Below are 12,103 nucleotides of genomic sequence, written 5' to 3' on the forward strand. Positions count from 1 at the left end.
GTGTCAGCGGTTCAGAAGTTGCAGCAAGCGCGCCCGCAAGGGCCGAACCCGCTCGGGGCTCAGGGGGCCGAGCAAGCCCAGGGCGTGTGCCGGAATATGGGCGTGGCGGGTGGGCGGGTCAGCAAACACATAGTGGTGGAACTGCGCCGCCCAGGCTTGGCGCTGGGCCGGCGGCAAATCGCGTATAGACGACAGCGCCAGCAGCAATGCCGCCATCGGCGGGTCCATGAAGGCGGGGCTGGACCGCCACCAGTAGTTCAGCAACAGGTTGACGCTGTCCAAGGCCTCGACCTGATGCCACCACAGGCTGGGGATGAAGAGCGCATCGCCCGCCTCCAGCTCAAACACCTGCGCCGCCTGCTGAGCCTGTGCAAAGCGGGGGTAACGCGCTAGATCAGGCTCTGTCATGTCCACCAAGCTGATGGGCTGGCCCGCAGGCGTGAAGTCGAGCGGGCCGATGTAGAGATTCGGCAACTGCTCGGGCGCAAAGAGGGTGAAGCGCCGCCGCCCGGCCGCGACGCACGCCAGGTTGTCGGGCACATCTTGATGCGCGGCAATGCGCGTGCGGTTGCCCATCCAGAGGCTCATCAAGGCCTCTTGTGGCAAGCCTGATACGTCGTTCTCCCCCTGAAAGCCTGGGCAAACGCGCTCCACGGTGGTGGAGCCCACATAGAGCGCATCGGCCTGGGGCTGGCCAGCGCCCGCCACGAGCTGGCTCAGCACTTCATCTAAGCGGGCATGCTCGGCCGCAAAGTTAAAGCCGTCAAAGCGTTCGTTATAGAAAAAGCGCCCATGTGCACTGGCGGGCGCACGCCAGAGCGTGACCACCTCAGGCTGGCAAAAGCGCTTCACATAGGCCGCAAGTGCCACTGGGGACTGCCGCGCGGCCTGCACCACCGGCCAGTGGCTCACCAAACCCTTGAGCAGCACCGGCTGGCTGGGTGCCGGGCCTGACCAGGGCAGTGCCGGCGCCAGCCCTGCGGGCGATGCAGCGGGCTCAGACATGCGCAGCGAGCGCCCGTGCTTGACGCTCCATCAAGCTCGCAAATTGCGACTGTGAGGCCAGCATCATGTAGAGGCATTGCAGGTGGCCCTGCGCATGCAGCTCCGCCAAGTCTGCGGCCTGCAAGGCCGCCAAACGGTCCTCATGGACGGTGTAGAAGCCACCCAACTTGTGCGCTTGGCCCTGGGCGTCCTGGGTTTCCAGCACAAAGGGCTCCAGCAAGTCGTGGCTCAAGAGCGCACGCAAGAACTCATCGGCCTGCTGCACACCGTGGTGGATGGCGCCCAAGATGTCACTGATGCGCTGAAGGTAAGGCGCAGTTCCGCCATGGGGCAAAAACAAAGGCTCACCCTGGCTGCGGCTGAGGCGCGGGCTGTCCAGGTCCACATGCACTTGCAAGCCTTGACCGTCGCGCCCAATCAAAAAAGGCAGGCGCTGCAGGGCCAGCGGGATGTAGGCCGCGTCCCAGCCCTGCGCGTCCAAAAACAGGTTTTGGCCGGGCTGAAGGCCCAGCAGGGCCACCGCTTGAAAGCTCAGGCCATCGGCCGTCTTTTGGTAAACGATGGGGTAATGGGCCTGCAGCGCCCGGAACTCCGCCGGAAAGGTGTGGGCCAACATCACCGCATCGCCCAAAGCGGCATCCCGGCGGGTGATGACCCGCAGGTCGTGGTGCTCGACGTTGTTGAGCAAAACGTGTTGGGCCATCTCAGATCCTGTGCTGTCCGTGACGGACGATGTGTTGCAAAAGCTCACGCGGCGTGGGCAATGCCGCGGCCATTCGTTCGGTCTGGTGGCGAGCGTGCCGCATCAGGTGCATCACCTCGGCCGACAAGGGCTGTGCCGCGAGGCCCTGTGGCTTGACCCCCATGCCATACAGAATGTACTGGTAGCTGGCCGCGGGGAAGACCTCGTCGATGCGCCCAAAGTCATGCCGTGAGGGCGGGCGGGCGCGCCACAGCAAGAGTTGTTCGGCTAGACGCGCGGGGATGCTTTCGGCCTCTCGGTGCTCCCGCCAATAGGCCTCGTCCTGTCGCCGGCTCAGCACATAGTGCAGCTTCAGGAACTCAATCACCCGCCCCCACTTGTAGTGCATGGCCTCGTTGAAGCGGGCGGCCACCACCGGCATGTCCTCGCGGCTCGCGGGCAAGGTGTCGCTCAAAAGGGCGGCCGCCATCTCCACCATGGCCAGGGCCGAAGCTTCCAGCGGCTCAATAAAGCCTGAGGACAAACCGATGGCCACGCAGTTGTGCTGCCAAAAGCGCTCTCGATAGCCGGGCTCGAAGCTGATCTTGCGGGGCGTCAACGCCGCAACACCGTTGGCGCTGCGCTCCACATAACGCTCTAAGGTGGCCAGCGCTTGCGCATCACTGCAGTGCGCGCTGCTGTAGACCAGGCCGACGCCCCGGCGGCTCTGCAGGCCAATGTCCCACACCCAACCTGCCGCCTGGGCCGTGGCCACCGTCTGCGTGGCGATGGGACTGTCCGGCGCGGTGTAGGGCACTTGGGTGGCCCAGGCGCTGTCATTGAACAGCACAGACTTTTGTGACTTGAGCCCGACGCCCAAGTGTTGCCCCAGCAGCAGGCTGGCCATGCCCGTGCAATCCACGAAGAGGTCGCCCGGCACCTCGCCGTGCTGGGCCGTTTGCAGGCTCAGGATGTAGCCCTGCTCATCGCGCGTGATGCCCTGCACATCGGCAATGAGGTGGCGCACGCCAAGTTGCTCAAGGCAATGCCGCTTGAGCACTTGGCCAAACTTGGTGGCGTCGAAGTGATAGCCGTAGTTGGTGACGGCGGCGTACTGCGGCGTTTGCGCCTGCTTGGGTGCTCTGCCCGCATTGCACAGCACCGCTTGGGGGCAAGCCCATTCGGCAAAAGCTTGGTCGGGGAAATGGGTGGCCCAGGGCGTGACCACATCCAGCTCGCCAAAGCCTTCGGGCACGGAGAAGGGGTGGTGATAGCGGTCCTCAGGCGCACCGCTCACCCACCCGTCAAAGCGAGAGCCTTGCTTGAAGGCCGCGTCACACTCGGTGAACAGGGCATCTTCGGGCAGACCAATGGCTCTCAAGGTGTCGCGCATGGAGGGCCAGGTGCCCTCCCCCACCCCGATGATGGGCACGGCGGCAGACTCGATGAGCAGCACGCTCAAAGGCCGGGCCTGGTGGGCTTGGTGGGCTGCCGCCAGAATGGCCGCCACCAGCCATCCGGCGGAGCCCCCGCCCACCACCACCAGCCTCTTGACGCCTGCGCTCACGACAAGCTCACTCGCTGGATTCAGCTTAGAACTTGTAGCGTGCACCCAGCATGTAGCGTGGCCCCGTCTGCGTCACCGCGATCAGCTGCTCTTGCGTCCGGCCATGCAAGCGCTGAACCCCATCGTTGAGGTTGATGGCCTCGGCTTGGAAGCTCAGGCGATCGTCATACTTGTAGCCCACAGTCATATCCACCTGGCCATAAGCCTGGGTATAGACGGGGTTGGCCAGGCCGCTGCCATCGAACAAGCCGGTCAGGAACTTGTCGCGCCAGTTGTAGGCCAAACGGACTTGCCACTTGTCGCTTTCATAGAAGCCCACCAAGTTGGCCGAGTCACCCAAGCCCAGCAAAGCAAACTGCGCCTCGCGACTGGCGTTGTCGTACTTCAAGCCCGAGGTGACCTTGGTGTAATTGGCGGAGACGCCAAAGCCGCTCTTGCCGAACACGTGTTGCCAGTTGAACTCCAAACCCTTGATGCGGTCAGAGCGCTGATTGACCGGTGTGGAGATGGCAAACGTCGCCACCGGGTCCCCGGGCTGCCCAGCAATCGTGCCGGTCTTGTTGCCGTTGGCGTCATCTGGGCCGCGCGTCACGCCTTTTTGGCCGTCGTAGTTGGTGAAGATGTAGTTGCGAATGCAGGTCAGGTCGCTCTCGGCGCAGCCTTGCGCCACAGCTTCCTTGAACAAGGCGCCATTGGCTGGCGTGGTCAGGTTGAAGGGCGTGCCTTGCGTGGTGGTCACACCGATGAAGTTGTCGACATTCTTGACGAAGAGACCCAGAGCCACATAGCTGGCCTTGGCGTAGTAATACTCGGCCGAGAGATCGAAATTCTTAGACTTCAAAGGTTTGAGCGCCGGATTGCCTTGTGCGCCGGTGCCGCCGTCCAAGCGTGCCAACTGGTTCAGGGTCTGCCCGCCTTGAATGGCATCCCAGCTGGGTCGGCCAATGGTCTCGCCATAGCTGGCACGCACCTTGGTCTGGCTGTTGAGGTCCATGTCCCAGTCAATGCTGGGCAAGAAGTGCGAGTAGCTGCCGGTCAGGGTGGTAAAGCCGGGCGCGCCAAACTGGACCGTGAACTCGTTGTTACCCACCCAATTGATGCCGGTGGCCGTGGGCACCAAGGCGGTGGAGGTCACGTCCGTCTTCTCGTAGCGGCCGCCCACGGCAAGCTGCATGGGGACGACCAAGTCAAAGCCTATGTTGTATTGCAGGTGAGCGCTCTGGGACTTTTCCTTCACCCGGCGGTCCGTGGTGAAGACATTGGAGGCCAGATACAGCGACGGGTCACCACTGGCCTTGGCCGCCAGTGCACGCACTGTCTCAAAGTCGAAGGTGTAGAACTGGTTGAACAATGCTGGGTCGCTGCTGCCATTGATCTGGCCAAAGTACTGGCGCAGCGAGTCGAGCTTCCAAACGCTGTCGGGGTAGTCGGCCGCGCTGGTGGCGCCGCCCCAGGTGTCGCGCTGCACATTCGAGAAGGCAGTGCGGTTGTTCACCGTGGTGCTGGCCACACCGAAGTCCAGGCCAGAACCGTTATCGAACTTGTACTTGCCCTTGAACTGCACTTGGTCCACGCCGGACTTCATGTAGCTGTTGCGGAAGGTCGAGCCGGTGACCAGCATTGTGGAAGGATCAAGCGGCGCTGCAACGATGCTCAAGACGGGGAAGTCTTTGGTGAAGTCCACGCTGGTGGTGCCACGGGTAAAGGTGGCTGTGCCCAAGCCCGCGCTGGAGCCATAGGGGCTGTCTGCGCCCGACGTGGCGGTGGAGCTGTGTGCATCCAATTCCAAGCGCAGCTTGTCGGTGGCTTTCCAAGCCAGGTTCAGGCCTGTGGACTTGTTTTCGTTCTTGGTGGCGTACTGCGCCCCGGCCATCGCAATATCACTGGTGGCCGGGTTGATGGTCTCCGAGTAGAACTTGGGCGCGGCCACCGGGCCGTCCGTCCAAGAGCTCACAGATGGCCCGAAATTGAACCACGCCGACAACTCGTGGCGCTTGTTCTGCAGCTTGTTCTGGGAGTAGGTGTAGTCCAGCGTCGCGGTCAGCTCTTTGATCGGCGCATATTGCAGCGTGAGCTGGCCGTTGGTGCGCTGGCGCTTCACCGCGTTCACGCCGTACATGATGTTCTGCGGCACCGAGTAGATGTCGCTGGGCTTGGGCCGGTTGGTGATGTTCTCCGAGCCGGGCGTGCCAGGCTGAGGAATGGTGCCCCAGTTGTTCTCATCGCCCGCAAAGGGGCGCCAACCATTGGGCACCGACGCTTGGTTGAAGCCCAACTCACGCTCTTGGTAGCTGCCGGTGATGGCAACACCAAACTTGCCATCGGCGAAGGTGTTGCTGTAGATGCCCGACAACTCCGGCGTCACCGAATTGCCCTGCAGCGCTTCAGGCAGGCGGCCCGCAGAGTTGTCGAACACACCCTTCAGGCCCACGCTGGCCTGCAGTCCGGGGTTGTCAAAGGGGCGCGCCGTCTTGATGTTGACCACCGCCCCAATGCCGCCCGAAGGGCTAGAGGCACGGCTGGTCTTGAACACCTCCAGGGCGCTCACCGACTCCGAGGCCAGGTTCGCAAAGTCAAAGGCACGCGAATTCGATGCGCCGGTGTCGGCAATGCTGGCGCCCGGCATTTGGCGGCCGTTCAGCAAGATCAGGTTGTAATCGGGACCAGCGCCTCGCACCGTGATGCGCGAGCCTTCACCAATGGAGCGGTCAATCGAGACACCGCTGATGCGCTGCAAGGACTCGGCCAGGTTGGTGTCGGGGAATTTGCCGATGTCCTCCGCCACGATGCCATCCACCACGCCCTGTGCGTCACGCTTCAAGCCCATGGTGGTTTCCAGGCTGCGGCGGATGCCCTTGACGACCACACGCTCCACCGAGGCATCGGCCGCACTGGCTGCTGATGCAGGGGCTGCGGGCTGGGCTTGCTGCGCCATAGCGCCACCCGCGCCAAGCGTCATCAACAAGGTGGCGGCCGTCGCCACCTGGGTCATCACAAATCGGTGGCGAGGCTGAGCCAACATGCGGCTCTGGCTGAAGCGTGGGGTCACAGTGTCTCCTTCGATGTGCCAGAGGCTGTCGCTCTGGCCATTCCGTTTTGTCAGGGTCTGCTCGGGTCTGCCCAGCAATGAAAGCGCTTTCATTACTGGGCGTGAAAAGGCACCTCGCTCAGAGGTGCCGGTGCGGGGGCGATGCGTCGCCCCCGGCTGGTCGTCAGTTCACAAAGGCCAAGTCATCAAAGTAGAAAGTGCCACCGCCGCCATTGGCGCCCGTGGTCCCGAAGTTGAAGAACACCGACGCCTTGTTGTAGGTGTAGCTCAGGTTCAGGGCCGCCGTGCCGGTGGCTTGATTGGCAAAGTTGAAGGTCAAGGTCTGCCAACCGTTGGCCACCGTGGTGGTGGCCTCGGTCTCGACACTGCGGGTGCCGTCGGCCGCGTCCTCCACCTTCAGGCGCACCGGAATGCCGGCGGTCGGCGACCAGACGCGCAGCGTCATGCTGGTCTTGGTGGCGGTGAAGGGAATGGTGTCCAGCGTGAAGTTCGCACCGGTCGAAATGGTGGTGCCTGCCCACAGTTCGGCCGTGTTGGACTTGGTCGCACGGCCCACCTTGTTGGCGGCGTTGGTGGGGTCTACCACCACGGCAGAGTCCTCGGCGCCGCCAAAGCCCGTCAGGGTGTAGGTCACCGCAGTATTGTCAAAGCTGACGGGGAACACGCTGGCTGGTGGTGTGGGGCAAGCCACTTGGAAGCTGGAACCAACGAAGGTCAGGTCGTCCATGAAGTAGACCTTGTCGCCACCGTTCTGGGCGCCGGTCTTGCCAAAGGCGAAGAAGATCGAGGCCTTGTTGTAGGTGGTGGCCAAGTCCAGCGCAGCAGTGCCGGTGGCCTGGTTCGCGAAGTTGAAGGTCAAGGTTTGCCAGGTGCCCGCTTCGGCTGTGGTGGCCTCTGTCTCCACACTCTTGGTGCCGTCACCCGCGTTTTCGACCTTCAGGCGAACGACGGTGTTGGCATCAGGACTCCAAACGCGAGCAGTCATGGTCTTGTTCGCGTCGCTGAAGGGCAGCGTGACCAGCGAGTTGCTCGGGCAGATCGCCACGGTGGTGCCGGCCCACAGCTCCGCGCCCGCAGCCTTCAGCACGCGAGCAACCTTGTTGGCGGCGTTGGTGGGGTCCGCCACAATGGTGGCGTCCTCTGCCCCCCCAAACCCGGCGAAGGTGGGCGCGGTGGTTTCGTCAAAGCTGACCAGCGTGGTTTTGGTCACCGGCGGCACGGTGTTGTAGGCCTGCGTGGCGCTGGCTGCTGCGGTGTTGGCATTGTTGGCGGCGTCGGCAAACTTGCCAGCCGCCACGCTCACATCCAAGGTGCCGGCGTTGTTGGCCGTGGGCGTGACGACCAAGGTGGCTTGAGTGGTGCTGACCGTCGTGAAGGTGCCTTTGGTGCCACCGGTGACCACCACATCGTCGGCGGTGAAGCTGGTGCCCACGCTTTCGCTGAAGGTGAAGGTGAAGGTCACAGGGCCAGTAGCCGTAGCATCGCTCACATTGTCGGTAATGGCCACGGTAGGCGCCGTGGAGTCGGCCGGGGGCGTGGGCGTGGGTGGCGCTTCAGCGTCGCCGCCGCCGCAAGCGGACAGCAACAGGGCAGCCGCCAAAGCGGTGGCGGTCGGGGCAAAGCGGTGCAGGGTCTTGTTCATGCTTGTCTCTCTCTCACTGGGTCGTGGTGGTCCCATCGGCCAAGCCCGCGGCTTGGTGGTGGGGGTGGTGGAGCCCGCAATGGGGCAGGTTCGGACAGATCAAACTTTCGGTGCAACGAATTGAAATATTGAAAGCGCTTTCAGCTTCATCGTCAAGAGCCTCCGTAGGTGTCCTCGTTCTCGCGGGTTCAGTGCCTCGGGTGTCCCTGGGGCCTCAGGGCTGGGACGCCGATTGCGCCAAGCTGCCCGGTGCCACGCTCAGGGTCTTGCCGTCACTGAACTTCACGTTGAGCGGGGCCTTGCCCGGATTGAAAGCCATATAGGTTTTGCGGCCATCGGCTTGCTTGAAGACGGCATACAGCGGTGTGTCAGCCTTGACGCTCAGGTCGGGTGCGCCCCACTGGCGCAGGCCCAGCAGCATGTGCAGCGCATGGCTGCGGCTGTCGCCCAGCTCGACCGCGCCCCAGCGGTTCCACTGGGCCAAGCCAGCGGCGGGGTCGGCCAAGCCCATGTACTTGGCAAAGATGTCTTGCCAGATGTCCGGCGGGTCGGCCCGCTTGCCGCGTGAGGCATGCAGGTCCATTTCGCCTTTGAGCGCGCCGAGGTTCTTCTTGACATAGCTGGGGCTGCTGGCCAGGTAGGCCGACGCGGTGGTGATGGGCAGCAAGTTGATGCCCTTGATCTGGCGGGGCTCATCCGTCCACCAGGTGTTGTGGGCCAGGCGGCCGCCAAACACCATGCTGACTTCGACGTTTTTGTAGTCCTTGGGCAAGGTCAGGCCGTGGATGTCGAACCAATAGTGGTTGATGGCCTGCACTTCGGTGCTGTAGAGAAAGGCACCCAGGTCACGCAAGGCGGTGTTGCCAGTGACCTCACCCCAGAGGATCAGGCCGATCCAGGCGTTGATGGCCTCAGAGGAAGACTCTTGGTTGTTGCCATGCGGCCCCAGGCCCACGCCCGAGGCCCACGAGTGGCCCTCGTACACATCGAAATTGCGCACAAAAGGAAAGCGCGAGCCGCCGCGCTCCATCGTGGCAATGTCGGCCACCAGCATCTCGACCATGCCGCCCCAGCGCTCTTTGGCCGCCCAGGCTGGGTCGCGCAGGGCCACCTCGGCGGCGGCACGGATCCAGTAGCCATAGTGGAAGTGGTGGTCGTTCATTTGTTCGACCGCAAAGTACTCGTCCGGATAAGCCACCACGGTGCCCAGGCGGGTGTCATAGTGGAAGTAGGTCTTGCTGTCATTCCCGGACAGCCACTCTTCAAAGCGGCCTTGCACCAGCTTGAGCAGCTTGTCGCGGCCCTCGGTGTCCCCTTGTTGTTCAACGACGTCCATCAATTTCACGACGCGCTGCAGGCCCTTGCCCTGCCAGTACGCGCCCTTGCCGATTTCCAGCATCATGCGGCGGGCATTGCGCTGGTCGGTCTTCATCACGTCCGCCAATTCAGCGGCCTTGTCGCCCGCATCCACCTTGGGCCAAAAGGGCACAAAGCCGTGATAGGGCTTGCGGGTGCTGAACTGGCCACCCGGCAACAGCTTGAGCGGGCCACGGATGGTGGTGTAGGCAGGGCCCAGCTTGCCCGCCAAGCTGGCGTTGTTGAACCAGTGGTGGGGATAGAGCGCGAGCAGTGGGCCGTGGTCCGGCCCTTCCATGACTTCGGCACGGCTGCGGTAGTCGGCCTGTACCTCGCTGGCCGCTGGGTCGTAGCGCCACTGCACCTCGGTATGGGTCAGAAAGGCATAGGCATGGCGGGCCACCAAGCTCAGGCTGGCGGCCGTGTCATCGGGCAGCGCGGCGGCGGCCAGATAGCCCTTGCCGGCCGGCAAGCGAGCCACCCACTGGCCGGGGCCAGAGGACTCCCAGCGCACGCCCGTCGGGCCAAAGGCCGCATAGCGCTTGACGCCCACCGTGATGTGCAGTTGGCGGGCATCGTCGGCCGCCACTTGGGCGGTGGCGCCTGTGGGCAAAGCCAGGCCTAAGTCACCGCGGCTCAGGCGCATCTGCACATAGGGGCTGCCGTGCGCCAAGGTGGCGGTGAATTGATCGGGGCCCTGCCCCATCGCAATGTCAATGGCCCAGTCGCTGGCACGCGCCAGCTTGGGGCGGTCAGCCTTGAAGCCAAGCGCACTGAAGCGCAGGGGCTCGGTGTGCGGATAGTGGATCTCGGTGTCTTTGCGCTCGGTGGGCACCACCACTTGGCTGGGGTAGGCCATTTCCAGGCCGTCGGTGGTGGCTTTGACCGTCAAGGGCTGGGCATAGAGCACCTCAGGCTCTTTGGCGAACACCAGGGCCGAATACCACTGGTTGGTCGGTGCAGCCTGTTTGGCCATGGCGTCAGTGCGCCACAGCGCGGCCGGAGGCGGCGCATCACTGCCACGCGGCTTGGCTTGATAAGCGCCTGCCCCCACCTTCACGGCCTGAGCCTGGGCCGCAGGCGTGGCCCACAGGAGCAAGGCAGCCCCGATGGCGACACTGCAGGCCATGAGCGGGCTGAATGAGCAAGCACGGCGCATGGGCTCAGCAGCCGAGCGGGAGGAGGCGAGGTGAATGTGCATGAGCGCATCATATTGAAAGCGCTTTCAAAACGCATACGATGGTTTTCCCTAGCCCGCGCGAACGCAAGCGTTTTCATCGGTAAAGCTGTGGCGATTTTGCTGCGCAGCGGCTGAACTCCCGGGAAAACCCGAGGCCGTTTGGATTGACCCTGAGCGGCGTTTCTTCATAATGATGTGAAAGCGCTTTCAACATTTCGTGTTTTCCTTGAAAGCATCCGCCCCTGCGGGCCCTCCACACCAGGCTCACACCATGTCCTCCACCGTGCCCTACCCTTTGCGCCGCCAACCCGCCCCGCAGCGGCGCGCCTCTGGCTTCACACCTCAGCTCAGCCACCTGACGATGGCCGTCTTGCTGCTGAGCAGCCCCTTGGCGCAAGCCGTGGACTGGGGCCCGTTCACGCTGACGGGCTTTGCCAAGGTGGAGTTCCAACGCGGCTCCAACAACTGCGAAGACTGCCAACGCTTCCCCGAAGAAAACCGCCAGCGTTTGTGGGCAGACGAAGTGGTGCCCGGCGCCCACTACGGCACCCGGGAAACCCATGTCACGCTGATGCAGCCTTACCTCGCCAGCAAGTTCGACCTGGGCCAGGGCTTCAAGCTGCAAACCCTGCTGAGCCAGCGCTGGCGCGATGGCAAGTCCGACATCAAGGGCTTTTGGTACGAGAAAAACATTGCGCTCAGCCATGAAGACTGGGGCAGCGTGCGCTTTGGCGCCATGCCGACCCGCGCGTGGAGCATGGCCGACTACCCCTACGGCACCCAAATCGGTGTCAGCGATTCCTGGGCCTCCAGCGGCGCGGGCTATGGCTTGCTGATGCGGGCCTTGCGCGTCAGCAGCCGCCCCTTGGATGTGGCCGGCGGCGACTTGGTGCTGGAAGCCACTTATGACGAAGGCAACGGCGGCTTCAAGATCAACAAGCCGCGTTTTGTGGAGTTGTATGCGCAGTACGTGAAGGGAGATTTGGTGCTGGACGCCATGGTGCAAGACACCCGCAACGGCACGCCCTCGGCCTGGGGCCATGGCCCCTTCACCGGCCTGACGCCCTTCTCCGCCGATGACGCCAAGCTGGGCGGCTCTGGCCAAAGCATTGCCATGCTGATGGCGCGCTATCAAGTGGACAGCAAATGGGAAGTGCTGGGCGGTGTGCGCCGCAACCGCTGGAGCGGCGCCTACGCGGTGATCACCCAGCCTGGCCCACCCGCGCAGTGGAACGAGATGTTCAACGTGCACTGGAACGGCACGCTCAACGGCGTGGCCAACCCCGGTTATGCCGCGACCTCCACCGACTTCAGTGGCGGCGTGCGCTACCGCCTGGGCGACTGGACGGCCTCCACCGGCATGGTCTATCTGGGCAAGGCCAGCACGAACAACCCCAGCGAGCGCGGCCAAAGCAATAGCGCGCTCATCAACACCGTGGGTCTGAACTACGACTTCCGCAATGGCCTGCAGGTCTACGGCATGGCGGGCATGGTGAAGTACGGCCGCCTGGGTTTGGCGCCGCTGTCCATGCCCAGCAACTCGGCCTTCACCGGCGTGGACCCTCGAGTGACCACCTCGGGCAACTGGTTCGGCGCTGGCGCCGTCTACACCTTCTGAGACA

At 63.6% G+C, this 12,103-nt stretch carries 7 protein-coding genes; 1 reads left to right on the forward strand and 6 read right to left on the reverse strand.

The features are described 5' to 3' along the window. Nucleotides 1-3: 3 nt before the first annotated feature. The 6 genes from KAK11_RS11720 to KAK11_RS11745 form a co-directional block, all read right to left on the reverse strand. Nucleotides 4-1,005 carry a cupin-like domain-containing protein gene (locus KAK11_RS11720; RefSeq protein ID WP_210809308.1) on the reverse strand — a complete coding sequence of 334 codons (1,002 nt, stop codon included), beginning with the start codon at nucleotides 1,003-1,005 and terminating at the stop codon, nucleotides 4-6. Then, nucleotides 998-1,708 carry a SapC family protein gene (locus KAK11_RS11725; protein ID WP_210809309.1) on the reverse strand — a complete coding sequence of 237 codons (711 nt, stop codon included), beginning with the start codon at nucleotides 1,706-1,708 and terminating at the stop codon, nucleotides 998-1,000. The genes KAK11_RS11720 and KAK11_RS11725 overlap by 8 nt, the downstream gene beginning before the upstream one ends. A gap of 1 nt (nucleotide 1,709) precedes the next feature. Continuing rightward, nucleotides 1,710-3,254 (reverse strand): tryptophan halogenase family protein, encoded by a 1,545-nt coding sequence (locus KAK11_RS11730; RefSeq protein ID WP_210809310.1) that lies wholly within the window; start codon nucleotides 3,252-3,254, stop codon nucleotides 1,710-1,712. Between the two features lie 25 nt (nucleotides 3,255-3,279). Further along, complete coding sequence (locus tag KAK11_RS11735; RefSeq protein ID WP_310737794.1) at nucleotides 3,280-6,303, reverse strand: TonB-dependent receptor; 3,024 nt, start codon at nucleotides 6,301-6,303, stop codon at nucleotides 3,280-3,282. A 163-nt stretch (nucleotides 6,304-6,466) separates the two neighbouring features. Continuing rightward, on the reverse strand, nucleotides 6,467-7,945 hold the full coding sequence (locus KAK11_RS11740; RefSeq protein WP_210809311.1) for an Ig-like domain-containing protein: 1,479 nt from the start codon (nucleotides 7,943-7,945) through the stop codon (nucleotides 6,467-6,469). Nucleotides 7,946-8,159: 214 nt separating this feature from the next. Continuing rightward, nucleotides 8,160-10,502 carry a glycosyl hydrolase gene (locus tag KAK11_RS11745; protein ID WP_210809312.1) on the reverse strand — a complete coding sequence of 781 codons (2,343 nt, stop codon included), beginning with the start codon at nucleotides 10,500-10,502 and terminating at the stop codon, nucleotides 8,160-8,162. Between the two features lie 250 nt (nucleotides 10,503-10,752). Between KAK11_RS11745 and KAK11_RS11750 the strand changes: the two genes are divergently transcribed. Continuing rightward, entirely contained in the window at nucleotides 10,753-12,099 is a 1,347-nt protein-coding gene (locus KAK11_RS11750) for a porin family protein (RefSeq protein ID WP_210809313.1), read from the forward strand. Nucleotides 12,100-12,103 lie beyond the last annotated feature (4 nt).

This window comes from Ideonella paludis, from assembly GCF_018069865.1.
Taxonomy (GTDB): Bacteria; Pseudomonadota; Gammaproteobacteria; order Burkholderiales; family Burkholderiaceae_C; genus Ideonella; species Ideonella paludis.

Coding starts and splice junctions, on each gene's coding strand:
- KAK11_RS11745 (WP_210809312.1), bottom strand. CDS start 10,502: ATGCACATTCACCTCGCCTCCTCCCGCTCGGCTGCTGAGCCCATGCGC.
- KAK11_RS11720 (WP_210809308.1), bottom strand. CDS start 1,005: ATGTCTGAGCCCGCTGCATCGCCCGCAGGGCTGGCGCCGGCACTGCCC.
- KAK11_RS11750 (WP_210809313.1), top strand. CDS start 10,753: ATGTCCTCCACCGTGCCCTACCCTTTGCGCCGCCAACCCGCCCCGCAG.
- KAK11_RS11725 (WP_210809309.1), bottom strand. CDS start 1,708: ATGGCCCAACACGTTTTGCTCAACAACGTCGAGCACCACGACCTGCGG.
- KAK11_RS11740 (WP_210809311.1), bottom strand. CDS start 7,945: ATGAACAAGACCCTGCACCGCTTTGCCCCGACCGCCACCGCTTTGGCG.